This is a genomic window from Paenibacillus sp. NEAU-GSW1 (genome assembly GCF_009737085.1).
GTDB lineage: Bacteria > Bacillota > Bacilli > Paenibacillales > Paenibacillaceae > Pristimantibacillus.
In genome coordinates this window covers 86,533-113,125 of the sequence record NZ_WOVL01000013.1, presented here as the reverse complement: position 1 = coordinate 113,125, position 26,593 = coordinate 86,533, and the positions used below count along the sequence as shown (strand labels likewise).

The window sequence follows — 26,593 nt, the reverse complement described above, 5'->3', positions numbered from 1 at the left end:
GTACTTGACCGGAAGGACAGCCTCAGCTGCAATTCAATGTAACTATTCCGCTCTATTGCTTGCTTCCTCTTGAAGCTCTTTGTACTTCGCCGCATATTTGCTCACGCTCTGAACGAACGTCGCGTGCGACCATGTGAGCGGCGCGACCGATAACGGCGAGCCGTCATGCGGATTTAACTGCTCCGGCAGCAGGCCGCTTTGCAGCGCATGGTCAACCACCCATTGCAGCGTCCGCTTCGGCCCTTCAAGATCGGCGAGCGTCAGCGCGGATTCGATGTCAAAGTTGGCAATCCAAAGCGTGCATATAATCCACGGATTGCCAGGCACTTTATCGATTTCGCCTGATTGCTGGAAATAGTAGTCATTCGTATAACGGGCTATGCCTCCGATATGTGTCCGAACCTGCAGTCCTTCCCTGATCGCATTCATAGTCCGGATTACCTTATCGTCATGCACGGATAAGACGCCAAATTCCCAAATGCCGAACAAGCTGCTCTCCAGTGTCATATCCTTCACCCAGCGGTTATCCTTCTGAATGAGACCGCGTGCGAAACGACCTGACTCTTCGTCCCACAAATGCGTCAATATCCCTTGCTTAATCATATTGGCGGTATTCTTATAATGGTCGCTCCGTTCATAATCGCCGAACAGCTCGGTGAAAAATGCGGAGGCCATTAGGCCGGCATAAACCGATGCGGCCGTATACGTCCAAATGCCGTACCGTTCCTCCCATAGATCGTAGCTCGGTTTAGGCAGCGACAGCGTGGGGTCAATATACTCGCTAAGGAACGAAGCTGACTTTCGGATCAAATTGCTGTATAGCGACTGCGGCAGTTCTATAACTTGATTGCGCGAATAGTCCTGCCAGAGCGCAAACAAGACGAGCGCCGTTTCGTCCTCCTGGATCGGCAAGCGTCTGCTGCCCTGTACGATATACGGATGCCAGCTGGAACCGACCGTTCCGTCCGGATTATATTTATGGTACAGGTAGCCTTCCGGAGACAACGCCTGCGCACAAAACGTAAAAAATGGCGCAATTACGCTCTGATAGCCGGCAAGCGACATCGCTTCGGCAATGAGGGCGCCGTCACGCGGCCACATATAGCTGTAGTGGTCGCGATTGTATTGCAAAATATCGGTGTCGTTCGCTGCAAGAATCGCGCCTCTCTCATCTACCTGCGTCCGTACCAGCAGCAAGCTGTGCTTGAAGTTGCGAACAACCGCTTTAGGCAAATCACCCATTTCAGTTTCAGCGCGGCGCAGCCAGTGCTTCCAATAAATAACCATTCGGCTTAACAGCTTTTCCGGATGATTATCCAGTACGTACTGGTTTAGCCCCTTCACTTCCTCCAGGTTTTTGCCGATCGACATCCAGTAATAGAACGTTTTCTCTCCATTTGCTGGAACGGTCGATCGGAAGCTGATCGTGCTGTCTACGGAGCCTTGGGCGATTGTATTGCCCATCAGCACGCCATCCTCGGCGTCGCGCCACGTGCCTTCGGCGGAATGGAACCGTTTGATGCCCGTGGAATACTGCATGATGCCGCCTTCGTCGGAAGAGCCGCTGAACATAAAATAGTTAGAACGCTTATAGTGAAACAGCGTGTTGTTCTCTGGATAATAGGCTGCCGTATCGCCGACTTCCGATCCTTCAATCATCAAATCCTGATGAAAAAACAGCCGAGCCTCACGGGGCTCGCCTCTCCGATTCCGGACAACAACCCGCTTAATATAGATACATTCCCGCTGGTGAATGCCATCGTTCATATGAAGCTCAACATCCAATCCTTCATGGCGGGCAATAATGTTCGTTACAAGCGAATCTTCAATATAATCAAGCTCAAAACTCCATTCCGGCTCATTCAGCCAAGAAAACTGCCCTCCGATCCAAATGCCGAATCGGCAGTAATGTCCGCCAACATGGTTCAGTTGTCCGACGTAAGGATAATAGATGTCCCGAACGAAACAGTGCTGGTCCAAATTAAGCAGCAGTTTGCCGTTTCCGATTACGAGGTGACGGGCCATAGCTCTTTCCCCTTTCGATCCGCTAGAAGTTGTTCATAAAGAACCTTGTATGCTTTGGCCGAACGATTCCAGCTGTAGTCCTCTTTGGCTGCATTTGCGACAATATGCTTCCAAGCCTCCTCATTCCGGTAGAAGGACAACGCTCTCTTGACGGTGTACCAATAATCTTCCGCATTGTAATACGTAAAGCTGAAACCGTTTCCTTCTCCAGTATATTCATTGTACGAATGAACGGTATCCTTCAGCCCGCCAGTTTCTCGAACAATCGGAACGGAACGATAGCGAAGCGCAATCAACTGGCTCAAACCGCACGGCTCGAATCGGGACGGCATCAAATACATATCGGAGCCCGCATAAATCCTCCGTGCCAGACGATCGTTATATCCCAGCCATACAGCGGCCTTATTCGGATAACGGCATACCATTTCATTCATCAGCTGCTCATAGCGATATTCCCCTGAGCCAAGCACGACAAGCTGAACGTCTTCTTGCATAAGAAGATCCAGTTTAGCCGCGATAAGATCAAAGCCTTTCTGCTCGACAAGACGGGTAACGACGCCAATCAGCGGCACATCCTCGGATTGCGGCAGGTTCATCTCGCGCTGCAAGTCGATCTTGTTCTTCCGTTTGCGGCTTAGCGAATTTCGGTATGGGGTATGGAGAGCCGAATCGTTCATCGGATCGAACAACTCCTCGTCGATTCCGTTTACAATGCCGCTCAAGTCCGCCGAACGGTAACGCAGCAGTTCGTCGAGCAGCTCGCCGTATTCCCATCCTTGGATTTCCTTCGCGTACGTCTCGCTGACCGTTGTCAGCTTGTCCGCATAGACGAGCCCGCCCTTCATGCAGCTCGCGGCTCCATGAAATTCAAGGCCGTCAGGTCCGAACAGCTCGTCTCCCGCGCCAAGCAAATCCTTGAGCAAATCGATGCCGAACAAGCCTTGATACTTTAAGTTATGAATGGTAAAAACGGAGCGTACGCCGGCCCACGCCGGATCGTACGCATATCTTGTTCGCAATAAAAACGGAATTAAGCCCGTCTGCCAATCATGGCAATGAACGACGTCAGGCCTGAAATCCATATATCGGGAAGCCTCCATAACTGCAAAGCAGAAAAACACAAACCGCTCCGCATCATCGCCGTACCCGTAAAGTCCTCTGCGCTTGAAATAATGTTCATTGTCGAGCAGATAATAGACGATACCGTCTATCTCTGCCCGAAGAAGACCGCAATATTGATTTCTCCAACTGAAAGAAACGTTAAACTCGGCAATTCTCTCGAATTGGACGATATATTCCCACGGAATTTCCTCGTATTTCGGCAATATGACGCGAGTATCGGCTTGATTTTGACGAAGCGCCTTAGGCAGCGCTCCGACTACATCAGCCAATCCTCCCGATTTGGCAAGCGGCACCGCTTCCGAAGCCGCGAACAGTATATTCATCGGTTCCCTCCTTACATCAGGATCTTTGAGCGGAGCTCAAAGTCACTCCGTTGCGACATCAGGATCTTTGAGCGGAGCTCAAAGTCACTCCAAATCCATTAAATTATTTTTCTTTTTCCCGCCAAAAAAGGACTTTCCGTCGTTCCGCGAATGTCGCGTTCGCTGTTAACCGTTACGTCTTTATCGAGAATGCTGTTCTGAATCAAGCTGTTCTCTCCGATATCGCCGTTCTGCATAATAATGCTGTTTCGGACGATCGCTCCTTTGCGAATATGGACTCCGCGGAAAATGATGCTGTTCTCCACCGTTCCCTCGATTCGGCAGCCGTTAGCGACAAGCGAATTCGTAACCTTCGCATTGCCGATGTAACGGGCAGGCGGCTCATCCTTGCCTTTCGTAAACACAGTGCCTGGCTGGAAGAACAGCTCGCGCCATACCTCCGGCTGAAGCAGGCTCATGTTGGCCTCGAAGTAGCTCTCAATTGTATTTACTACGCTCAAGTAGCCCTCGTGCTTATAGCCGTAAATGCGGAGCTTATCGATTCGAGAGAAGATTGCATGGCGGACGAAATGATCCTGCCCTTGCGCCAGCGAAGTCTCGACGAGCTCCATCAGAAAATCCTTCCGCATAATGTACATTTCCATCGAAATCAAATTGCTGAGCATGCGGCCGTAATGATCTTGTATCGCCGTAATCCGCCCGTCATCATCCATCTTCACCTTTCGGGCTTTGCCAAGCAGCTGGTTCGCCTGCTCCTTGCAGATGACGGTGATGTCCGCTTCACGCTCCTCGTGATAGGCGATAATCGGCCTGAAATCTACGTTGGATACCATGTGGCTGCGTGTGATGACGACATATTCCAGCGTCGAACGATTGAAATAGTCCCGGTGCTGATAGAAATGATACAGATCGCCGCGGCTCATCTCTTGAATATCATCAGTAGCCGGAGGCAGCAGGAACAAACCGCTTTGGCGATTGTTCAAATCCCAGTGGCTTCCCGATCCGACATGATCCATAAGCGACCGATATTTGGTATGGGCGAATACCGCCACTTTATGTATACCGGAGTTGACAAGACTAGACAATGCGAAGTCGATCAATCGATAACGGGCGCCGAAAGGCACCGTCGCCAAGCAGCGATTTTGCGTTAGCTTTTCTAATTCGTCCGTTTCGTGAATCAAGTTTATAACGCCCATTACACGATCCTTCATGATGGCTCCACCTCCAGCAGCATATGGTCATTCCCGACAAACTCCCCCACCGCGACAACCGTTATCGCATCATCATCCGGATTGCCGATGGTGACGCCGTCCTCGATGACCGCGCCTTCGCCGATAATAGCCCGGTAAATCCGAGATCCCTTGCCGATTCTAACGTTCGGCATAACGACAGATTCGCTGATTTCACTGTTTTTGCCGGAATGAACGCCATAGAACAGTACAGAACGGTTAATGCTGCCTTCAACGACGCAGCCCTCCGTCACCATCGACGCACTCAGCTCCGCTTCCGGAGCAATATATTGCGCCGGACGATTCGGACTAACCGAGTAAATGCGCCACTTCGAGTCGGATAAATCGAGCGACGGCTCATCGGCAAGCAGATCCATGTTCGCTTCCCATAAGCTTTCGATTGTGCCGACATCCTTCCAATAGCCGCGGAACGAATAGCAGTTTAGATGAAGGCCGTCTCTCATCATCGCCGGAATAACGTCTTTGCCGAAATCATGATTGGAGCTGCGATTCGCTTCATCATAAACCAAATACTTTTGCAGTACCGGCCATGAGAAAATATAAACGCCCATTGAAGCGATATTGCTCGTCGGCGTTTTCGGTTTTTCTTCAAATGCCGTAATGCGATCCTCGTCATCTACATGCATGACGCCGAATCGGCTCGCTTCTTTCCAGTCCACTTCAATACCTGCTATAGTCAAATCCGCGCCGCTGCGCTTATGATGCTGCAGCATCAGATCATAGTCCATTTTATAAATATGGTCGCCCGAAATAACGAGCACATAGTTCGGGTTATACCTTTCGATGAACGCCATATTTTGATAGATGGCATTGGCAGTTCCGGTATACCAAACGCCGCCCTTTTGTTTCACATAAGGGGGCAATATAGCCATCCCGCCGTCCTTGCGGTCCAGTCCCCAAGGCGTGCCGATGCCTAGATATCGATTCAGCTCGAGCGGCTGATATTGCGTCAAAACGCCGACCGTATCAATGCCGGAATGCGCGCAATTGCTCAGTGTGAAATCAATAATGCGATACTTTCCGCCGAAATATACTGCGGGCTTGGCGAGATCCTTCGTCAACACCCCAAGTCTTTTGCCTTCTCCTCCTGCTAATAGCATGGCAATCATTTCTTTACGGCCCATGGAACCAACTCCTTCTTAATGTGTTTCCCCCGTTATATAGGTCAGCAATTGGAAGGAAAGAGGGGGAAGATGCAATGATATGCTTTGGTTGAAGCCGTGCCAAGCTACATTCTCGCTTACGATGCATAGCGAATCCTGGTTGTTGCCATAGCCTCCGAACCGTGCGTCATTGCTATTGATAAGCGAGCGATAACCGCCCTGCTGAGGCACGCCGATTCGAAAATTCGAGAACGATTCTCGTGAAAAATTAGCGACAAATACGGTAAACGCCTTCGTTCCGCAGCGAATAAAAGATATGACGGATTGCTCGGCATTATGAACATCAATCCATCTAAATCCGGAAGGATCGCTGTCTTTTTCCCACAAAGACGGTTCGTTTAAATAAACATGATTCAACGTTTTGACAAAATGCTGTGTTTTGCCGTGGAGATCGTAGTCAAGCAGCATCCAATCGAGCTGCTCCGTATCCTTCCACTCGTCGAATTGTCCCCATTCGCTGCCCATAAACAGCAGCTTTTTGCCTGGATGCGACATCCAGAATCCATAGAATAGGCGAAGCCCGGCAAATTTTTCTTCATAGCTTCCAGGCATTTTGTTCAGCAACGATCGTTTGCCGTGAACGACTTCGTCATGCGAAAGCGGGAGCAAATAATTTTCAGAGAAAGCGTATAGTAGCGAGAACGTTAGTAGGTGGTGGTAGTGCTTGCGGTCAGCCGGATCATAGGACATATAGCGAAGCGTGTCATTCATCCAGCCCATATTCCATTTGTAATTAAATCCTAGCCCGCCTAGGTATGTAGGAGAGGTAACTGCGGGCCAAGCGGAAGAATCTTCTGCCAGCATAAGTGTGTCGGGGTAATAGTGAAAAATCGTTTCGTTCAATCGTTTCAAAAACTTCAGCGCATCCAAATTATCGATGCCGCCAAGTTTGTTCCACGTATATTTATCGCGGGGTTTATCCATATGCAGATTAATCATGCTTGCCACAGCATCTACCCGCAAACCGTCAAAGTGGTACATATCCATCCAGTAGATGGCATTCGAAATGAGAAAGCTGACCACTTCGTTCTTAGCGAAATCAAATGCGAGCGTTCCCCAAAGCGGTTTATCCGCAAGCTTCTCGTCCGGCCCTTCAAAAATAGGCGTCCCGTCGAACAGCCTCAAGCCGTGATCATCGCGGCAGAAATGGCCGGGCACCCAATCCAGGATGACGCCAATTCCCCGTTCGTGACAGCAGTCAATAAAGTGCATGAGCTGCTTCGGGTGGCCGTATCTGCTGGTCGGCGCATAAAAACCAGTTATTTGATAACCCCATGACTTATCAAAGGGGTGTTCGGAGAGCGGCATCATTTCAATATGCGTATAACCCATTTCAGCCGCATAAGGAACGAGCTCTGCCGACATTTCGTCATAGGTGAGAAAAATCTCTTTGCCCTTTATTTTCCATGAGCCTGCGTGCACCTCATAAATGAGCAACGGATTCGTATAGGGGGGTTTTACTTTCTTGTGTTTGATCCAGCGCTCGTCGCGCCATGGATAACCGTTCAATTCGGTTATTACTGAGGCTGTCAGCGGCCGTCGTTCCGCCAGAAAGGCGTACGGATCAGCCTTCAACAACCGATTGCCGGACCGCTCGATAATTTCGTATTTGTAGATATCGCCTTCGCCAATTCCGGGGATAAAAGCGGCCCAAACGCCCGTGCTGCCTACCGATTCCATCGCATGGCCGGCGCCGTTCCAGTCATTGAAGCTTCCAACTACACGGACCATAGCCGCGTTAGGTGCCCAGACTGCAAAACGAACGCCATGGACGCCGTCATGCTTCATCGGATGCGCGCCCATATAGCGATAGCTGTGGTAGGCGCTGCCCTCGTTAAACAAATATAAATCGTTCAAAGACAAACCGTAAATCGCCGTTTCAATCAATAGGACGTTCACCTCCGCAGTGTGTTCGGTTCCGCAGATGCTGGTTCAGACGTTGCTATGATGCGATTGACTATAGTATACAGCAATCTTTGAAAAATGACACCTAATTTTCAAAGCATGTCACATAATCTTACGTCATAATCCCTTTGTTTTTCGCCATCACTCGCTGAATGTAATAGTGCTTGGAGCAATAGCCCTTCGTTTCAGCTGTATTCTTGCAGCAAACCCACTTGCAATTTTCGATTTTCCGCTCCTTTCTAGGTCTAACGATCATCGGATCGCCGTGCCTGAGTAATCGTTGGTGATGCATCGAACATAGCTGCTTTGCTTTAATCGGTTTATTGCAATTATCTACGCTGCATAATTCCATGATGTACTGCCCCCCTGCTCTTTCTGCAATAACCTAGTTATATAAGCAGTATAAGAAGAGACTTATACCATCTTATATTTTAATATAAGGATATAAGGATATCCTTAGGAAATAAAGCGTGCAGAATGGGAATCTATACGGCTTTATGCCTAAAACAGCTATTCAGCCTTCCCCATCATGCCTCTTATGCTCCTAAGTTTAATTAATTAAACAAATAACTAGAAATTCCTGTTAAAGCGGCTAAAAATTTGATGAAACTTGTGTAAGCTCGCAACTTCTCTTATACTTCATTTGTAATAAAGTATGCATAGGGGGACAGCGCACTTGACACTTTATCAACATATTTTCTCACTGCTGGATCAGCCTATGGCCGTCATTCGAGTCATCAGAGATTCCGCAACGATTTTGGAAGCCAATCAAGCTTTCAGTCAACTGACTGGCTACACGACCGAGCATTTAAGAGGCCGTCCGGTAAACGGCATCATCGAGCAATATTCCGCAAACTCGGCATCGCGAAATTATATAAGGGAAACCTTCCTCCATACAAAACGGAAACGCAGAAAGCCTATTCAAATCGAGCATAAAGCAATCCAAAGCGATTGTGGAGAAGAAGGGACGCTTGCGCTGGCGCTCATTGAGGACCTAAGCGCCAAACGGTGGATTGAGGAACAATATGAACGGAACAAGGTGCTTATCAGCGGAATTGTCGATTCTACCTTTCACATTCGGTTTTTGAGAGATTTTTACGCTCCGATGCTGTTTGTTCCGGATCAAAGACTCGAGGATGAGAATTTCCTGCAGTTTATTTCGGAAACGGAATATAAGCGGATTAACGAGGCGCTTGAAGCATCGGGAAAATTCAAAAAAATGAATGACATTAAGGTGAGGACCAGCAAGCTAAGCGGAGTCGAGCTGGAAGTCACGCTGACGTTTATGCCGATCTTTGACGGGTTCGGTAAAATTAAAGAATATGCTTTCGTTATATGGGACCTGCTTCCGGTCAACGACACGATCGATTCTGCCATGCGGCTCAAAATATGGATGGCGAAACGGGATATGAGCGCCAATCAGCTGTCGGCAGCCACTCATATTTCTTTGCAGACCATTTCCAAGCTTAGAAACGGCAAAATCGCCATGCCGCAACGATTGACGGCTGAATTGATCGCATCCGAACTAAAAGTAGAAGTATCCGAGATTTGGCCGGAGGTCCGGAAAGGACGCTGAGCACAGCAAGCGCCCTTCCCGCTCCAGCAAACATCGCTATTCGGTCAACTTGCTCAACGCGCGGTCAAGAAACATCGTCATTTCGCCAATATGGTAAATGTGCAAATCATGCATCGCCCGTGTGCACGCGGTATAAAACAGCCTTCTCTCGCTTTCCTGACTATATACTGCGCCGGACGCATTGAATATAATTACGGCGTCAAATTCAACGCCTTTAGCCAAATATGAAGGAATGACAACCGTCCCTTGCTCAAAGGTGACGGTTTCTTTTTCTATGAGCCGGATTTCCGGCTCAAGCTTTGCTATCGTCTCGAATGCGCGCTGGCTTTCTTCCGCCGTTTTGCAAATGATTGCAATCGATTGCGCACCCTCTCGCTTAAAGGCCGTTATTCGTTCCGCGATAAGGCCAAATAGTTCGTCTTCATTCGAAGCTTCTGTTATTTTCGGACGTTCTCCATTCCGATTAAATGGAATGATACGCTCCCCGCCCTCAATCATAAGACTGGTAAACTCGACAATTTGCTTTGTAGATCGATAGCTGCGCGTCAGTACAATCTTCTCTGTTTCCTCCTCGCTGAACAACTTCGACAACGGCTCGAAGCTGTCTTGCGCCGTAGCGTGGGCAAATATCGATTGATTCAAGTCGCCAAGCACCGTCATTCGGGCGCGAGGGAACAATTGCTTTAAATAATGGAATTGAAAAGGCGAATAATCCTGCGCCTCGTCTATAAACAAATGGCGCACCGACGTGTTGGTGTGAAATCCTTCAAGCAGCTCTTTCAAATATAAGAATGGAGTAGCATCCTCGTACGGCATCTCGCCGTTATCCAGCTTGTCGAGCGTAATTGAACAAATCTCATCCCAATCTGCAGGCAGTGTGTCATCGTACAATTGTTCCGCATTCTCCCGATCCTGAAACAGCTCGCGATACATCCTCGGCATATCGAAAAAGTTTAATTTTTTTACGCGGCTGCGCAATCGTTTGAATCGCTCCTGGACGATCAAAGTCGCCAGCATTTCTTTCTCTTTGTCCATATCATCAAATGAATCGGACGAATATTTATTTTTGCGCATCAGCTCATTGTAGACATGAATGTACGCTTCCTTATCCAATAGCTCCATTTCGTCCTCGACCCATTTTTTACGCCGTTCTGCGCGGCTTAATCGGGTCAGCTCCTTGAGCAGCCATTCAGCAAGCGAACGCAAACGGTTTGGCACTGAATGCGCACCATTCATTCTCATATACTGACGTTGCATTTCATCGGCCGAAACGAGCGTGCGTCCGCGAAACTTAATCGCTTTGAAGAGCAGCCCGCCATTGCCAAGGGAAGCCGCATAGCGCTCGATCAATCGCATGAAAGCGACTGTGGATTTAAACCGAATCGAGGCGATGCGTCCGTCGTAATGCGGATTGCCGACTGCCCCAAGTGTATACTCCATTTGCACAAACGGATCCTCCAGCTTGAACTGACGGCCCAGCCGAAACTCGACGTATTGCTGGTAGGTCGATTGCTGCATATTTTGCTCTCCCAGCTCGGGCAATACTGTGGACACGTAGCTGTTGAACATCGGGTTTGGCGAGAACAGCAAAATTTGGTCGGCGCTAAGCGTATCCCGATAGCGGTAAAGCAAGTAAGCGACGCGCTGCAGGGCAGCCGAGGTTTTCCCGCTTCCTGCCGCGCCTTGCACGATAAGCAGCTTTGCCCGTTCATTTCGGATAATTAGGTTTTGCTCTCGTTGAATAGTCGCGACGATGCTTTTCATTTGCGCGTCCGATTGTTTGCCAAGCACCTCTTGGAGCAGCTCATCGCCGATCGTTACGCCGGTATCAAACATCGCCGATATTTTCCCGCGGCGAATAACGAATTGCCGCTTCAACGACATTTCGCCTTCAATCTTGCCTTCAGGCGTAACGTATTCGGCCGGACCGGGCGAATAGTCGTAATATAAGCCTGAGACTGGAGCCCGCCAGTCATAAACCAAGTAATTCGAGCCGTTCTCATCGAGAAGCGATCCAACGCCCAAATAAATGGATTCAACATCCCCCGCTAGCTCGCTGCCGGAAGACGGAATGAAATCAATTCTTCCGAAATAGGGCGATTGCTCCAGCTTGCGCAGCAGCTTGAGCGTACGTTCAGCGCGGCCGTGCGTATGCTCCCGTTCGATCAATACCTCTGCCTGCTGCTTCAAGCTCGCGGCCGTCTCCGCCGCTTCCGACGAATCCTCAAAGTTTACGGTTACATCGTCCCAAAAATCTCGTCTAATATCGACGATATCTTTGCGCACAGAACCGGATTGCTCCTGCAAACGGTCAATCTGTTTGCTTACCCATTCAACGACGCGGTCAACGCGCTGTTGTTCATCCTTTATCTGTTCGTCTTCCATCGGTTCCCCTCGCTCCTTTACACCAACAAAAAGTAATGACCCATTGTAGCATCGCTTGCATGTCTAATGAAAGAGATGCGTTCTCGCTATTGCTAGCGTCCATATGAACACTTATAATGACTAAGGCAGAAATTCAATCATACAGCAGCACGCCGCGGTTCGCAAACTCCCGCGTTATCAAAACTAGGAGGCTTTTTTAGTATGTACAATTTGTTGTTAGGCGGGCTCTTTATGCTCGTTCATTTTTCGCTGTTTCTGTTGGCGTACCGCCTATTCGGACGCATCGGCGTATACGCTTGGATCGGAATGGCCACAGTACTTGCCAACATTCAGGTCGTCAAGACGATCGATATGCCCTTCGGCATCGTCATTACGCTTGGCAATACGATGTATGGAACCATCTATCTGGCTTCCGATCTGCTGAATGAAAAGTATGGCGAGAAAGCCGCCAGAAAAGCGGTCTGGTTCGGATTCTTCACCCTGCTCGCATCCACTGCCATCATGCAGCTGGCGCTTCTGTTCGAACCGTCAGGCAACGAGCTTGCGCAGCAATCGCAAGCGGCGATGCAAACGATTTTCGGCCTGCTGCCGCAAATTGCGCTCGGCAGCCTCTGCGCCTATTTTGTCAGCCAATTTCTCGATGTCCGCATTTATTCGATGCTGAAGCGCGCCTTTCCTGCACCAGGCCAGTTATGGATACGCAACAACGGCAGCACCGTCGTCAGCCAGCTCGTCGATACGCTCATTTTCTGTACGATCGCGTTTGCCGGCGTCTACGAATTTGACGTTTGGCTGTCTGTTTTTCTGTCGACGTACGTGATCAAGTTTATCGTGTCCGTATGTTCAACTCCGTTTCTGTATGCGGCAAGAAGCTTCTCTTTCAAAGAGGAATAATGGGTTCATTCGCTTACTTCGTTTGTTACTAACTAAACAAAAAAGGAAGGCGGTTCAGGAACTCGTCCTGAACCGCCATTTCTTTATTCCGCTGAAAATCCGATGTCGTCAAGCATGAGCTTGCCGGGACCGCCTTTTATATGAAAGTTTATTTCTCCGATCTTCAGCTCGCCAACGGCTGCGCCAGCCTCCTCCATAAATTCCGTCAGCGGCAGCCGGAAGGTTTGAAAAGCCATTTCCGAGTCCTCTTTATACTTGCCATCCTTAATGCGATCTTTCAGCCAAGGAATCGTCAGAAATTCAGTCTCGAACGGCTCTTCCACTTTCATAAATCGATTCAACGGCAGCTCAATCGAATCGCCGTCTTTCGTTACAAGTTCAATCGCGATTTCCACCGGAGAAGTTGAAATTTCAACCTCGTCATCATCGAGCCCTATATTAGCCATTGAGAAACTAAAAATTCGCTTTTTCTGCTGTTCAATTTTGTCGCTGAAATCGTCGGACAGCTTTAAGGCAAACGATCCGCCATCGGCATCGTCCCATTCAAGCGCAACGCCTTTCGTTCCTTTTCGTTTACCGTCGCGGTCTAGCACATCCGTTTCGGTCCATCCGCTCAAACCGTTCATTTCCAGTTCCCCGTCATCTAACATCGTCGTTTTATTCGAATCCTCGTCAAACCTCGCTGCAGCGGCAAAAGTCGAATCCTCGTAGCGGCTCACATAACGGGTATCGCCAGGAAGCCAGGAAGAACCGGTTCGATAATCCTGGAACAATGGAAGGTATGCATTGTCTTTCAATGTTGATTCTAAAAAAGCGGAGACATAGACGGCAGCAATCTGCTGCTGTTCATCGTCGTCCAGCATTCCGTCCTGCTCCAGCAGCAGCCCTCCGGGCATGCTCTCATCCATCGTACCCCAATCGGAATTGAACCTGCTATGGTTCGCTTCCTCAATATACAATGAGGCTTTAAAGTAGCCCGAGTCGGGAGTAAAGCTTGTCCTCAAATATTGCCGATCGCCGTAGAAGCTGTTGACATCCCCGTCTCGAGCGCCTTGGAGCGTCAAATAATTGACATTGCGCAGCGCAGCCGACTTGCTGTCGATCGCTTTATCGGTCGGCGCAAGAGCGATTACCGATTTGATTTGCATCTTATCGATGCTCTCCAGCGTCCGATCGGCCGCAAACCAGCGGTCGGCGTTTGCCGCCATTGCTACAGCTTGCCCGCCTCTTGAATGGCCAAGCAGCGAGACACGGTCAAAATCGACGCGATTCGAAAACGGGTTGTCCGACATCGCGCTATAGCTTTGGATTTGCTGTAAATGTTTGAGCAGCACCCAGGTCCGCGCTTCAAAATCATGATTTGGAATACCCGACCACGCCGAGTAATTCAAGAAGTTCTCATCGACCGATACAGCGATAATGCCCCGGCTAGCCATAAGCTCCCCTAAATAACGGTAACCGCCGTCCGAGAAATCCTCCATCAAATGGTTGCCATGCACCATCAGCAATAGCGGAAACGGACCTTCGCCTTCCGGCATCCAGACAGTACCGTTCAGCGGCAGGTTATGTTCGTCAAAGCCCCAATACAACTGCTTCAGCCAGCTCCATTTCGTAATATAAGCGGATGCGTCAACCGATGTCGAAAGCAGCTCCGCCTCGTCCCCAAAGGAGCTTCGATGGCGATCCTTTCCGCTTCCATACGTAAATTCGCGATAGGAATAATTGCCTTGAAGCGAAGGATCGTCCGCTTGAATAGCGTTGACGGCAATCGAATCGGCATCGTCCGCGCCATCCGCGCCATCCGCAGCCCTATCGGCGTCTCCCCTATCATTAAAAGCGGGCACAACCGGCAGCTGCAAGTTACCGTATGGCACTGCTATCGCGCCTGCAATTAAAGCGGAGGCTGCAGCAGCAGCACTCAGTTGGAGCAAAGCCTTCCATTTATATCGCCATATTAAACCTGCAGCAATGCCGATAGCTGTTCCAACGATCGCTATAACGAAAGCGAACAATATCGAATCCATAATCGTAAAATCAATCTGATACATCAAAATTGCAGCCAACATAGACGTGTAGGCGAAAAATCCGATGAATTGCCGCGGTACAGGAGCATACGCCATCGACAGCAGCAGTGCGATCAATTGGGAGGCGATAATAACGGCTGTTCCATTCGCCAGCGCAAATGAGATTGTGTCGAGGGCTGCGCCAAATCCGGTCGGCATGCCGAATGCAATGGCAATCGCAAGAAACGTGCTGATGGTGAGCAATCCGACTGCGCCGCTGCGCCAAATGAAGCTGTCATGCTCAAGCCGGGCGGCAACGCGCCCTTTGATCCACGCACCTAAGCGCTGCTTCTTCGCTTTGGTTAGCCCGGCGGTTAGCTGGATGTCCATAGCTGCTCCGTCATTTGCTTTACAAACAGCCAATTGCGGTTGTTTCGTATTTCGACCTCTACCGGCACATCGAAGAAGGCCGACATTCTCTCTGACGTCAGCACTTCTTCCGTACGGCCAGAATCAAACACTTGTCCGTCTTTCAACAGCAACGTTTTGTTGAAACAAGGCAATATTTCTTCAACATGATGGGTAACGTAGATAACAGTCGGCGCATGCTGCCTCGCAACGACGCGGTTAATCATTCCGAGCAATTGCTCTCTTGCGAACAGGTCCAGACCGGTGCATGGCTCGTCAAGAATAAGCAGCTTCGGCTCGGCCATTAAAGCTCGCGCAATTAAGATGCGCTGTCTTTGCCCTTGCGACAACGTATCGTAAATGCGTTTCGCAAGCGAGGCACAGCCGAGGTTTTCCATTAACGACAGCGCATGCGCCTCGTCATTTTCATCTGTGCGATCATACAGTCCAATTGTGGCGAATTTCCCGCTAAGCACAATGCGAAGCGCCGTTTCGCTGGCATACAGCTTTTGCTGCAGCGAAGTGCTTACCCAACCGATGCTCTTGCGCAGCTCGCGCAAATCGTATTCGCCAAACTTTTTGTCTAGTACAGAGATTTGACCGGCTGTCGGCCATATATATCCGTTAATCATATTTAACAGCGTCGTTTTCCCCGACCCGTTCAAACCTAGCAAGCACCAATGCTCGCCTTCATGAACTTGCCAATTAATGTCGCTTAATATGGACGTATCGCTTCGTTCCCAATTAGCTTGTTTTATGTCAATGATCATGTCCGTACCCTCCCATATTAAAAATTATAGAGAATATCGGACAGGGGTTCAATTCAATTTTAATGTAAGCAAGGGAATCACTTGGCGTTCGAGGGGAAATCCGTTTTGAATCATGGTACAATAAGGAAGCGGACAAGAGTGTCTTTGAGATTAATGAGTGACTTTGAACTCCGTTCAAAAATTCTTATGTCGCTAATGAGTGACTTTGAACTCCGTTCAAAGATCCTGATGTCGCTAATGAGTGACTTTGAACTCCGTTCAAAGATCCTGATGTCGCTAATGAGTGACTTTGAACTCCGTTCAAAGATCCTGATGTAAGGAAGTGGAATCATGAAACAGGAACAGCTTAAGCAATGGGCGCATTTTTTTCTTACGTATAAGTTCGCATTGGATGAAGTTGAAACCAAACTCAACATATTAAATGAGGAGTTTCAATTTATACATGATTACAACCCCATCGAGCACGTAAAAACACGGATTAAAACACCGGAAAGCGTAATGGAGAAGTTGCGTCGTAAAAATCTTGATATATCGATCGAACATGCTAAAACGCATATTCGCGATATTGCAGGCGTCCGCGTCATCTGTTCGTTTTCTACCGATATTTATCAAATTTTAAATATGATCAGCGAGCAGTCCGACGTGAAGGTGATCGAGGTCAAGGACTATGTCAAAGATCCGAAGCCGAACGGCTACAAAAGCGTGCATCTCATTGCTGAAATTCCGGTTTTCCTAACCAATCGCATCGAAAACGTTCTTGTCGAAATCCAAATTCGGACAAGTGCAATGGATTTCTGGGCCAGCCTCGAGCATAAAATCTTTTACAAGTTCAATGAGGGAATTCCGGCAGAAATCCAACAGCAGTTAAAAGAGTCTGCCGACATGATTGATTTGCTCGATCAACGCATGCTGTCCATAAACGACAAAGTGCTCCACCACTTGCAGCTTACTGCCGCCAAATAAAAAACGGAAGCCCGTCAGAGGGCTTCCGTTTTTTGTTTAACCGTCAGGTTACGGCATAATAAAGCGGAACGATAACAGCGGACAGCAGAATCGCGATTAGGCCGATTGCAATCGCCCAAGAACCGAGAGTTCTCGCTCCTTGACGAAAAGCGATAAAACCGATGACTGCTGAAGTAATACCCATAATTACCGGCCATACAAACCAGGAGGCTACTGCAAAAATAAGTCCGACCCAGCCAAGCGCCGTGCCGCGAGATTTGGTTCTCCGCACATTATCGTCGATCTCCGAACGGGGCACATAGGAAACGTTGCTCCCGACTGCGAAGTCGGCTGCCATCTCTTCGTTTAAATCGTTATAATAGCTATTGTTTAAATCAGGCAATGCATTTGGAGCGGCAACATTGTACGTTGGGAAATCCGTTTTCTCCGGCCGATCATTCGCGAAATCCTTTTCATGTTCGTCCCTTCGGTCCATTGTCATTGTTGTCACCCCTTCTTCGGTTTAAACGTATCGCAGCAAGTTGCCGACGATTGTACCGCATGATCTTGATGATAAAGGCCCAGATCGTCCGCAGCGAATTCTTCCTTAAATCCGGCATGCTGGTCAATATCGATGGAAATGGCTTCAGCGCCGCAATTATTTCCTTCCTTCCAGAACGAGCAATTCGATACGCTGCAATTTACGCCGTTTGGCATAAAAAAAATCACCTCCGAGTTCAAGTTTCCCTGATCGGAGGCGATTCATTCTGTCTATTTTTGCCCTTGCATGCGGCGCTGCGTCATGTAGTCGTTCTCGTAGTACGCCAGATCGTCGCGCAGTTCTTCGAAAATTTTGGACATCGCGAGGACGATATCGCGCGCATCGCGTACAGGCTTAAAGCGGAAGCGGATAGCATCCTGGCCTGTGTAAGCGTAACGGCCGTCTTCGGAGTAGCATTCGTTTTTCGGATAGAAAAACGCATTTACGCATTGATGGTAAACCTCATAAAGCGCACGCTCTGCAAACTCATTATCGAAATTGGGTCTTCTAAGCAATACGCCCAATTTCTCGAGCGAAACTTCAGAAAACACCAGCAAATGTCTTAGGTCGGATAATAAACCTTTGTAAAACGATTGTGCTTCTTCGCCGTTATCGTCACCAGTCAATTGGTTAAGCGCATTGTGGTTTAGAAACGGTTCAAGCTGAGTGATTGCGTCTTTCAGTTTATTGCGTGTCGATTCGCTAAGCGGTTTAATATTCGTCGATGGCATCGTAAGTAGTTCCCCTTTCTTCAATGAGAAAAACTCCTAACGGAGTCATTACAAAACTCAAGATCAACATACATCGTACCACAAATTGCTTACGGATGGTACTGGCGTTTCTGACTTTGCATTCGCATATTTTGTTCCGTTCCATCGGAAGCTATCGGGAGAAGCAATCATTCGCGTTAAAACGAACAGGAGGCTCCACCTAATGAAAAAAAAATGGATAGGCGTATTCTCTGTATTGGCTGCCGCCACGCTTCTTATTCCTGCGGCTCCTATGTTTATTCCGGATAAAACGCCGGCAGCGCCCAAATCATCCGCGTTATCGGTCAAGCAGCAAACCGTTAAGTATGAGCACGCGCAAAAGCTGAAAGTGCTCAACAATGATATGGAAGCGACAGCGCTGTTATGCGTTTCCGAATGCTCGAAAGAATTTTATAAATTAATGTCCCATTCCCCTTCCGCTAAACCGGAAAAAATCAAACATCTGATGGACATGCATAAGCACATGTCCTACATTAGCTGGCTGAACGGCAACCGCGCCGTCGAACGGGGCTCAATTCCTGCAAGCGCAGGCAATGAAGCCGACAAATATGTAGCGGAAGCTCGCGTTCAAGTTAAGCAAGGAAACAGATACGTTTCCAAAGCTTTTACCGCCGATAACGGAAGCCGCTTTGTCGTACTAGGGGTACCTGATCCGAATCATAAGGGGATCGCTGTCGTCAGCGTTATAAAGCAGGACATTGTCGAGCAGGTCGAACGGCACCAGCAACGGAATCTGCGGCTTGTTCCATACCCTTCCGAAGGCAATTATCGCATTGAATCCGTGAAGCCGAACTCGACAAAAGAGACAACGGTTGAAACGGGCGAGGACAACAGTAACGCCAGTCACTATCATGTGCGCGATGTCGTCGTTCATTTCGTGAACCAGCCTTCAGACAAACAATTGAATCAAATTAAAGCGAAAGTGAATGCGGCGGCGATTCAACGCATCGGCGATACTTATGTATTCCGTTCAAAAGATATGGACGCCGATAAAATGATCCATTATTTCAAAAATGCATGGCAAACCGAATATGTAGAACCTCATTACTTATACATGACGAACGAAACGAAGCCTAATGACGCTTTATACTCGCAATACCAATGGAATTTGCCTTCCATAAAAACGGAATTAGGCTGGGACACGTCGAAAGGCAACGATCAAGTCATCGTCGCCGTATTGGATACCGGCGTACAAACGGATCATCCGGATTTAAAAGGCAAACTAATTAAAGGCAACAATATTGTAGACAGCGACGCGGCGCCAAGCGACGATGTCGGACACGGCACGCACGTTGCCGGTATCATTGGGGCGACAGTGAATAACGGCGAAGGCGTTGCAGGGCTTTCCTGGTACAACAAAATTATGCCGGTTAAAGTGCTTGACAGCAGCGGCGCCGGTTCCGCCTATTCCGTTGCGCAAGGTATTATCTGGGCGACTGATCATGGCGCAAAAGTGATCAACATGAGCCTTGGCAACTATGCGCAGGCTGAATTCCTTCACGATGCGATCAAGTATGCTTACGATCACGACGTTGTGCTTGTAGCGGCGAGCGGCAATGACAACACAGAACGGCCAGGCTATCCGGCAGCCTACCCGGAAGTGTTTGCAGTAGCCGCAACGGACGCGCAAAAGCAGAAGGCTTCCTTCTCCAACTACGGTAATTATATTGATGTTGCCGCTCCCGGGGACAGCATTGCAAGTACGTATCCTGGGGGGCAATATGCCGCATTGTCGGGCACTTCGATGGCCAGCCCTCATGTTGCAGCGTTAGCCGGGTTGATCCGTTCCGTCAATCCGGATCTTACGAATAAAGAGGTTATGGAAATTATGCGCAAATCGGCTGACGATTTAGGCGATAAAGGAAAAGACAATTATTTCGGTTACGGACTGATCGATGTCGACAGCGCTCTGAAAGCGGCAGCCAATTACAACACTGCGCTGCAAAATTATCCTTCTCAGGTTAAAAAGAGGCTTAACGCTATCGCGCAAACGCACAATCAATAACTGGCGACTCAAAGGGCTGTCTTAAAAGTCATTAAATTGACGATGAGACAGCCCCTTTTTCAGGTGAAAGGTGAAACAGCAACCTCCGAATTCAATTATTCTTCCGATCGCCATTGCTCGTGGATTCCAAAAATTTATCGTAAATGGCAAAACAAAAAAACCTCCAAGCAACATGCCGTTGCATTGAGGTTCTTGTTTGTGTCCGTTGCGGAAAGTTTGCCTTAAGCCGGGTTCTGTACTTCAAGTGGTCCAAACGGGAACGACCCTCCCACGACGAAGCGACAATCATCTATCTAGGCCGCACATTACTGTACGGCTCCAGCAACCAACCCGAACGCGCCTCAGGCTAAGGCTGCAGCTCGAAGCTGCTGCGCTCTCTCGGTCTTGCTCCAGATGGGGTTTACCAGGCCTGCAGTCACCTGCACGCCTCGTGGTCTCTTACACCACGGTTCCACCCTTGCCTGTGCTGGCAAAGCCAGCCATCGGCGGTCCATTTCTGTGGCACTATCCTTCAGCTCGCGCTGACTGGATGTTATCCAGCACCCTGCCTTGTGGAGCCCGGACTTTCCTCTCGCGGCAACGAGGCCGCCAGCGATTGTCTGTCAAACTTTCCGGTGCACGAATAAGTATACAAGGTATCGCACAAAAGCTCAACCTTTATTCCCTGCCAATTTTCATACGAATTGGAATGGTTCTGTACTCAGCGTTGAAGCTTGGACTGCTGTCGTATATTTACGGGCGGCAAGCTCGCTGTTTAGCCAATCCGCGACGCGCTGCTTCATGATCTTCTCGACATTATGGCCCGGATCAATGATGGACAAGCCGGCAGCCAGCGCATCATGCGCTGTATGATAGTCAATGTCGCCGGTAATGAGCACGTCCGCCCCGGCGAACAGAGCATGCCGCATATATCGGGCGCCTGACCCGCCAAGCACAGCCGCTTTGCGGATAGGCTGCGAAGGATCGCCAACCAATCGAAGCACAGGGACGTCAAACGCTTCTTTGACGCGTTCCGCAAGCACGCCCAGCGTAGTTGGCTCGATCAGCTTTCCGGCGCGGCCTAAACCGAAGGAACGGCCTTTCAAATCTATCGCAAACAAATCATATGCGACCTCTTCGTATGGATGAGCTTTTAACATAGCTTGAATAACGCGGCGATGAACACTGTGCGGAACGACCGTTTCAATGCGAATTTCTTGTGCCCGCTCCATTTTCCCCTGCTCGCCTATAAAAGGCGTCGTGCCCTCGCCAGGAACGAACGTGCCAAAGCCTTCGATATTGAAGCTGCAATGGCTGTAATTGCCGATCGAGCCTGCTCCGGCATTCAATATCGCGGCGCGAACGGCCTCATGATGGGACTCCGGCACAAATACAACAAGCTTGTACAGCTTATCGTTATGTACCTCCTCCAGACATTGACGCCCTTTCGGCTCGATGCCGACGAGATCAGCCATCCAATCGTTAATTCCGCCGTCTGCAACATCCAGATTCGTGTGTGAAATATAGACGGCAATATCGTTTTTGATCAGCTTCTCATACAGCTTGCCTGCCGGCGTCGACGTATCGAGCTTTGCTAACGGGCGATAAATAATTGCATGATGCGCAATAATAAGTTCCGCTCCAGCCGCAATAGCTTCATCAACCACTTCATCTGTTACATCAAGCGCAACGATCACTTTTTTAATTTGCTTATTTAAAGTGCCTAATTGCAATCCGATTTTATCGTTTTCAACCGCATAATGCTTAGGCGCCAGTTGTTCCATCAATTGAATGACGGTTTGTCCATTGGCAAACAACGAAGCACCTCCTCAATTTTGTTTATTTGCTCACGGAACGCCGCTTTTTTTTCTTCGGCTTGCGGCTGGTCGGAAAGCGAAAGCTGCGCGCAAATTTTCTCAAGTTTGTCCAATTCCAGTCTCCACTTCTCCGCTAAAACTTCCGACGGCTGTCGCAATAAATGAGGGCCCATTTGAAGAAGCAGCGCTTTTCCTTGATCGGCGTTCAGAGATATAGGCAAAAACGAGCTGTCATAAAGCTTCAACTGCAGCGTTTTCAAAGAATCGTTGCCTTCCTCGGCCTTTAGCTTAATTGCATGCAAAACCTCGTATATTTTCCCATCCTCTTCAAGTATCGCTTCCGCTTGCAAATACCATCCTCGCTTTAGCAGCCAGCTTCTTACCAGATCTTCCCCGACATTGGGCTGCAGCACGAGCTCGCTGACGCCTTCGAGCTTCCCCGTCTGAAATCCCGCTTCCAAAATCTCGCTCATCAGAGCGCCACCCATGCCCGCAATCGTAATCGTGTCTGTTTCTCCCGGCTGCAGAACGGATAAACCGTCTCCACGGCGTACAGACAGCTTATACGTCAGTCCGGCGTCTGCAGCTTGCTTGCAGGCCGCCTCATATGGACCTTGATTCAATTCTCCGGCGATTGCCGATGCAACCCGTCTCGTCTGAAGCAAATAAACCGGCAGCATAGCATGATCTGAACCTATATCGGCGGCACGGCCGTCAGGTGTTACGAAGTCTGCAATCGTCTGCAGACGCTTTGATATTTTTAACATTAAGCAACCCACGCTATCCATTGTTTTCGCATAGAGAACAGCAGTCCTCCGCCGACGGCGATTTTCACAAGCAGCATCAGCTGCAGGAAAATCGGCTCATCGATAAATAACATTGCATAAAGCTCCGGCATGAACCATAACAACGCGCTGACGGTGAACAGCACCGCCGACACCTGCTTGGACCAGCGGTGAACAAACCAGCAGCTCCATCCGAACAAAGCGGCAAGAGGCAGCCAATACAGCTGCGTTTCGTACCAAGATGGAGATTCCATATAGTTGGACAACAGCCAAGCATATACTAGCAATAAGGCTACCCATCCGCATAAATGGAAAATCGGCAACTTCGCGGCTATGCCGTAAACGATCCAAAATATTGCGCAAAGTCCGAGCAGCGACGTTTTCCAGCCCCATTCGTCATAACCGTGCAATTGGAGCATATAAAGCCCGGAACCGAGGAAAAGCAGCATTCCTGCGCCTGTTAACGCCAATCCGGTTGCGGCATTGCGCTTACGCAGCTTCTGGCCAAACCATAGCAAACCAACCACGCCAGCAAGCGAAACGCCAATTTGCAATAGCGGATGAAAAGCGTTAAAATAAAGCACAACAAACGAAATTAAGGTAAAAAATCCAAATGTAAGGAGCCACTGTTTCCCTGATGCGCGCTGCACAGCCATGAAAGCTTTTGCAACAGCATAAGAGGATTCCCGCTTCGATCGAGGCGATGAACGCTCCTCATCTTGGTCCGCGTATAAATTAAGCAAAAAATCGCAATATTGCTCAGGCAAGAGCTTGCTCCTGCTCCAATGTTCGATTTCCTTAACGATAATCTGTCTCCGTTCTTCATTCATAGCCGAATTATTCCTTTCGGTTTTGTTAGAAAAAAGACCTTTGCTGCATGAGCAGAAAGGTCGACGATTCATGATTATTCTAAGAAATCTTTAAGCCGTTTGCTGCGGCTTGGATGGCGAAGCTTGCGAAGCGCCTTCGCTTCGATCTGACGTATCCGCTCGCGCGTAACGCCGAACACTTTGCCCACTTCCTCAAGCGTTCTTGTACGTCCGTCATCGAGACCGAACCGGAGGCGGAGCACGTTTTCTTCACGTTCCGTAAGCGTGTCAAGCACATCCTCCAGCTGTTCTTTCAACAGCTCGTAAGCTGCTGCGTCAGCAGGCGCCAGCGCTTCCTGGTCCTCAATGAAATCGCCCAGATGCGAATCATCCTCTTCGCCGATTGGCGTTTCGAGTGAAACCGGCTCTTGCGCGATTTTCATAATTTCCCGAACCTTGTCCGTGCTGAGCTCCATTTCGGCAGCAATTTCTTCCGGCGTCGGTTCGCGCCCAAGCTCTTGCAGCAATTGACGGGAAACACGGATCAATTTGTTGATCGTCTCCACCATATGAACTGGAATCCGAATCGTACGTGCTTGGTCTGCAATCGCGCGCGTAATCGCTTGGCGAATCCACCATGTCGCGTACGTACTGAATTTAAAGCCCTTCTGATGGTCGAATTTCTCTACCGCTTTGATCAAGCCCATATTGCCCTCTTGAATCAAATCAAGGAACAGCATGCCGCGGCCAACGTAACGTTTTGCGATGCTGACAACCAGACGCAGGTTCGCTTCTGCAAGTCTGCGCTTCGCTTCTTCGTCCCCGTTCTCAATTCTTCTTGCCAACTCAATCTCGTCATCCGCCGATAGGAGCGGAACACGACCGATTTCCTTCAGGTACATCCGTACAGGATCGTTAATTTTGATGCCTGGCGGCAAAGTCAGGTCATCTTCAAAATTAAAATCGTCTCCGTCACGTTCCTGATCGTCGCTTCCGCGCAGCGGATGATCCCGTTCTTCGTCATTCTCGTTCAGCACCTCGATTCCCAAGTCATCGAGCTGCTCGAAAAATTCATCGATTTGCTCCGGGTCCTGATCGAAAGGCGAGAGTTTCTCCATAATTTCTTTGTACGTTAAAGACGCTCTCTTCTTGCCTTGCTCAATTAACTGGTCCTTGACATGATCCAGTTTTTGTTCGGCTTCTAGTTCAGTATGCTGATCATTCGCCATATTCCGACTCCCTCCTCCCTAGAACCGATCGTCCTGTCTTCCTTTAAGCTGTCTTTCTAGGGTTATAATCTCAATCGACATTTGCGCAGCAAGCATGTGATCTCCGGCTCGCTCTGCCTGGACTATTTCTTCTTTCTTACGTTCAATTTCCCGAAGCCTTGGCACTTTAATGATATCTTGTATATCGGCATTCATGATGTCATCATTAAAGGGGAAATCGCCGTCCATTAATAAAATAGCGGCAGCCGCTCTCTCCAAACGCTCGTCATGGAGGGCAGCGATAAACCTACCGGCATCCGGATCATAGCCCTGCGCGTAAAAAGCATATAAATAAGCAGCAAGCGCTGCATGATCCTCTACATTGAACGCGTCGCCCAATTTATCGTGTACAGCCTGCGCAATATCGCGGTCACGCATCATGACATGGAGCAATCGTCGCTCTGCATGCACATAAGCGGGCAATACGGCCGGCGCCCCCGATTTACGGCGATTTTCATTCCTACCATTATTCCACGAAATGTCGTTATTATCCCTTTGCGGCTTCTTTTTTTGCAGTTCCTGATGCCTGTTCAAGCAATCCTGCTTCAATACCTCAAGGGGAACTTCAAATTCGCGGGACAATTCCTGCAAATAAATCTCGCGTTCGATAGCAGAATCAAGCTCCGCCACAATGCCGGCAGCTTCAAGCAGATAATTCTTTCGCCCTTCTTCTTTTAGCAGTATATGGTTTTTTCTTGAATATATAAGCTTAAATTTTGTGACGGATACCGGCTCGTCAATCGTTTCCCGCATAAAGGCTTCCGGACCGTATTCCGATATAAATTCATCGGGATCCTTGCCTTTAGGAAGCATTGACACCATGACTCGCATGCCGGCTCCTTCAAGCAGCGGAATGGACTTCATCGCGGCAGCTTGTCCAGCGTCGTCGCCGTCGTAGCAAAGCACCGCTTCGTCCGCTGCCCTGGCCAATATCGCGCAATGCTCCGCAGTAAGCGCGGTGCCCATTGTCGCAACGCCATTCTTTACGCCTGCACTCCAAGACTTAATAATGTCCATATACCCTTCGAATAAGACGACCTGCCTTCGCTTACGGATTGCGGGGCGCGCATGATGCAGATTGTACAATGTCCGGCTCTTCGTAAACAGTATCGTTTCCGGAGAATTTAAATACTTCGGCTGTCCGTCGCCGATGACGCGTCCCGCAAATGCGGTCACTTTGCCGTCGCGATCCCAGATCGGGAAGATGATCCGACTGCGGAAACGATCGACATAGCCGCTGCCGTCATGCTTAGCTGACAGCAAGCCGCCTTTCTCCATCAAGACGGGGTCAAACTTCCGATTCTCCAAAAACCGGCTTAACGTATCCCACTGTTCCGGCGCATAGCCAATCATAAAATGATCAATCAGCTTATCGCTCAATCCCCGTTCGCGCAAATAGTCTTTGGCTGCTTTGCCATGCGCCGTATTGTTCAGCAAATAATGATAAAGCTTTGCCGACAATTCATGCGCTTCGATCAGAACCGATCGTTCGGAATCAGCCTCGCTCGCTTTGCCGCCTTCTGCGCCAGCCCATGTTACGGGAATGCCTGCTTCTTCGGCCAGCACCCGAACCGCTTCCGGGAACGAGTATCCCTCCCGTTCCTCGATAAATCGAATAACGTTACCGGACTTCCCGCAGCCGTAGCAATGAAAAATTTGCAGCTCGGGCGTTACGGTGAAAGAGGGCGTTTTCTCGGAATGAAAGGGACAGAGACCCTTCATATATTTGCCTTGCTTCGAGAGATGAACGTATTTTCCAACCGTTTCGACGATATCATGATGCCGGCGAACCGCCTCAATAACATCCTCCGGTATTTTACCGTATGTCGTCATCGTTCATCACCTCTAGTAAT

General features: G+C 49.1%; 21 protein-coding genes and 1 other RNA gene. 4 read left to right on the top strand and 18 right to left on the bottom strand.

Annotation, left to right across the window (positions count from 1 at the left end; all coding sequences use genetic code 11):
* Nucleotides 1-42: 42 nt before the first annotated feature.
* The 6 genes from GOM71_RS12300 to GOM71_RS12275 form a co-directional block, all read right to left on the bottom strand.
* On the bottom strand, nt 43-2,025 hold the full coding sequence (locus tag GOM71_RS12300) for a glycoside hydrolase family 15 protein (RefSeq protein ID WP_156281455.1): 1,983 nt from the start codon (nt 2,023-2,025) through the stop codon (nt 43-45).
* Nucleotides 2,007-3,470: a glycogen synthase GlgA gene (gene glgA, locus GOM71_RS12295; RefSeq protein ID WP_156281453.1), complete on the bottom strand. Its 1,464-nt coding sequence runs from the start codon at nt 3,468-3,470 to the stop codon at nt 2,007-2,009. The genes GOM71_RS12300 and glgA overlap by 19 nt, the downstream gene beginning before the upstream one ends.
* Nucleotides 3,471-3,568: 98 nt before the next feature.
* Nucleotides 3,569-4,681 (bottom strand): glucose-1-phosphate adenylyltransferase subunit GlgD, encoded by a 1,113-nt coding sequence (gene glgD / locus GOM71_RS12290; RefSeq protein ID WP_156281451.1) that lies wholly within the window; start codon nt 4,679-4,681, stop codon nt 3,569-3,571.
* Entirely contained in the window at nt 4,678-5,844 is a 1,167-nt protein-coding gene (locus tag GOM71_RS12285) for a glucose-1-phosphate adenylyltransferase (RefSeq protein ID WP_156281449.1), read from the bottom strand. The genes glgD and GOM71_RS12285 overlap by 4 nt, the downstream gene beginning before the upstream one ends.
* A gap of 15 nt (nt 5,845-5,859) precedes the next feature.
* Nucleotides 5,860-7,770, bottom strand: coding sequence for a 1,4-alpha-glucan branching protein GlgB (gene glgB, locus GOM71_RS12280; RefSeq protein ID WP_156281447.1), 1,911 nt, complete (start codon nt 7,768-7,770; stop codon nt 5,860-5,862).
* Nucleotides 7,771-7,900: 130 nt separating this feature from the next.
* Nucleotides 7,901-8,140, bottom strand: coding sequence for a hypothetical protein (locus tag GOM71_RS12275; protein ID WP_156281445.1), 240 nt, complete (start codon nt 8,138-8,140; stop codon nt 7,901-7,903).
* Between the two features lie 324 nt (nt 8,141-8,464).
* Here GOM71_RS12275 and GOM71_RS12270 point away from each other — a divergent pair, with 324 nt between their 5' ends.
* Nucleotides 8,465-9,364 (top strand): PAS domain S-box protein, encoded by a 900-nt coding sequence (locus GOM71_RS12270; RefSeq protein WP_173275543.1) that lies wholly within the window; start codon nt 8,465-8,467, stop codon nt 9,362-9,364.
* Between the two features lie 36 nt (nt 9,365-9,400).
* Here the strand turns inward: GOM71_RS12270 and helD are convergent, their stop codons facing one another.
* A complete protein-coding gene (gene helD / locus GOM71_RS12265) occupies nt 9,401-11,749 on the bottom strand; it encodes an RNA polymerase recycling motor HelD (protein WP_156281440.1) in 2,349 nt (782 codons plus the stop codon).
* A 201-nt stretch (nt 11,750-11,950) separates the two neighbouring features.
* Between helD and GOM71_RS12260 the strand changes: the two genes are divergently transcribed.
* Entirely contained in the window at nt 11,951-12,643 is a 693-nt protein-coding gene (locus tag GOM71_RS12260) for a queuosine precursor transporter (protein ID WP_156281438.1), read from the top strand.
* Nucleotides 12,644-12,726: 83 nt separating this feature from the next.
* Here GOM71_RS12260 and GOM71_RS12255 read toward each other — a convergent pair whose 3' ends face one another.
* Both GOM71_RS12255 and GOM71_RS12250 read right to left on the bottom strand, forming a co-directional pair.
* A complete protein-coding gene (locus tag GOM71_RS12255) occupies nt 12,727-15,036 on the bottom strand; it encodes an alpha/beta hydrolase (protein ID WP_156281436.1) in 2,310 nt (769 codons plus the stop codon).
* Entirely contained in the window at nt 15,021-15,824 is an 804-nt protein-coding gene (locus tag GOM71_RS12250; protein WP_156281434.1) for an ABC transporter ATP-binding protein, read from the bottom strand. Before GOM71_RS12250 ends, GOM71_RS12255 begins: the two co-directional genes overlap by 16 nt.
* 330 nt (nt 15,825-16,154) lie before the next feature.
* Between GOM71_RS12250 and GOM71_RS12245 the strand changes: the two genes are divergently transcribed.
* Complete coding sequence (locus tag GOM71_RS12245) at nt 16,155-16,787, top strand: GTP pyrophosphokinase (RefSeq protein WP_156281432.1); 633 nt, start codon at nt 16,155-16,157, stop codon at nt 16,785-16,787.
* A 43-nt stretch (nt 16,788-16,830) separates the two neighbouring features.
* Here GOM71_RS12245 and GOM71_RS12240 read toward each other — a convergent pair whose 3' ends face one another.
* From GOM71_RS12240 to GOM71_RS12230, 3 genes are read right to left on the bottom strand one after another with little or no spacing between them, the layout of a single operon-like run.
* Entirely contained in the window at nt 16,831-17,268 is a 438-nt protein-coding gene (locus GOM71_RS12240) for a hypothetical protein (RefSeq protein ID WP_156281430.1), read from the bottom strand.
* A 5-nt stretch (nt 17,269-17,273) separates the two neighbouring features.
* Nucleotides 17,274-17,483 (bottom strand): DUF1540 domain-containing protein, encoded by a 210-nt coding sequence (locus tag GOM71_RS12235; protein ID WP_156281428.1) that lies wholly within the window; start codon nt 17,481-17,483, stop codon nt 17,274-17,276.
* Between the two features lie 54 nt (nt 17,484-17,537).
* Complete coding sequence (locus GOM71_RS12230; protein ID WP_156281426.1) at nt 17,538-18,038, bottom strand: YpuI family protein; 501 nt, start codon at nt 18,036-18,038, stop codon at nt 17,538-17,540.
* A gap of 202 nt (nt 18,039-18,240) precedes the next feature.
* On the opposite strand from GOM71_RS12230, the gene GOM71_RS12225 reads away from it, so the two are divergent.
* Nucleotides 18,241-20,082: a S8 family peptidase gene (locus GOM71_RS12225; RefSeq protein WP_156281424.1), complete on the top strand. Its 1,842-nt coding sequence runs from the start codon at nt 18,241-18,243 to the stop codon at nt 20,080-20,082.
* A gap of 207 nt (nt 20,083-20,289) precedes the next feature.
* Here the strand turns inward: GOM71_RS12225 and rnpB are convergent.
* From rnpB to dnaG, 6 genes are all read right to left on the bottom strand, one after another.
* An RNA gene (rnpB, locus tag GOM71_RS12220) (RNase P RNA component class A) lies at nt 20,290-20,693 on the bottom strand.
* Nucleotides 20,694-20,756: 63 nt separating this feature from the next.
* Entirely contained in the window at nt 20,757-21,878 is a 1,122-nt protein-coding gene (locus tag GOM71_RS12215; RefSeq protein ID WP_156281422.1) for a Nif3-like dinuclear metal center hexameric protein, read from the bottom strand.
* A complete protein-coding gene (locus GOM71_RS12210; RefSeq protein WP_156281420.1) occupies nt 21,845-22,645 on the bottom strand; it encodes a tRNA (adenine(22)-N(1))-methyltransferase in 801 nt (266 codons plus the stop codon). Before GOM71_RS12210 ends, GOM71_RS12215 begins: the two co-directional genes overlap by 34 nt.
* Nucleotides 22,645-23,493 carry a hypothetical protein gene (locus tag GOM71_RS12205; RefSeq protein ID WP_156281419.1) on the bottom strand — a complete coding sequence of 283 codons (849 nt, stop codon included), beginning with the start codon at nt 23,491-23,493 and terminating at the stop codon, nt 22,645-22,647. The genes GOM71_RS12210 and GOM71_RS12205 overlap by 1 nt, the downstream gene beginning before the upstream one ends.
* A gap of 74 nt (nt 23,494-23,567) precedes the next feature.
* A complete protein-coding gene (gene rpoD, locus GOM71_RS12200; RefSeq protein WP_156281417.1) occupies nt 23,568-24,701 on the bottom strand; it encodes an RNA polymerase sigma factor RpoD in 1,134 nt (377 codons plus the stop codon).
* A gap of 18 nt (nt 24,702-24,719) precedes the next feature.
* Nucleotides 24,720-26,573 carry a DNA primase gene (dnaG, locus tag GOM71_RS12195; RefSeq protein WP_156281415.1) on the bottom strand — a complete coding sequence of 618 codons (1,854 nt, stop codon included), beginning with the start codon at nt 26,571-26,573 and terminating at the stop codon, nt 24,720-24,722.
* Nucleotides 26,574-26,593: the final 20 nt, after the last annotated feature.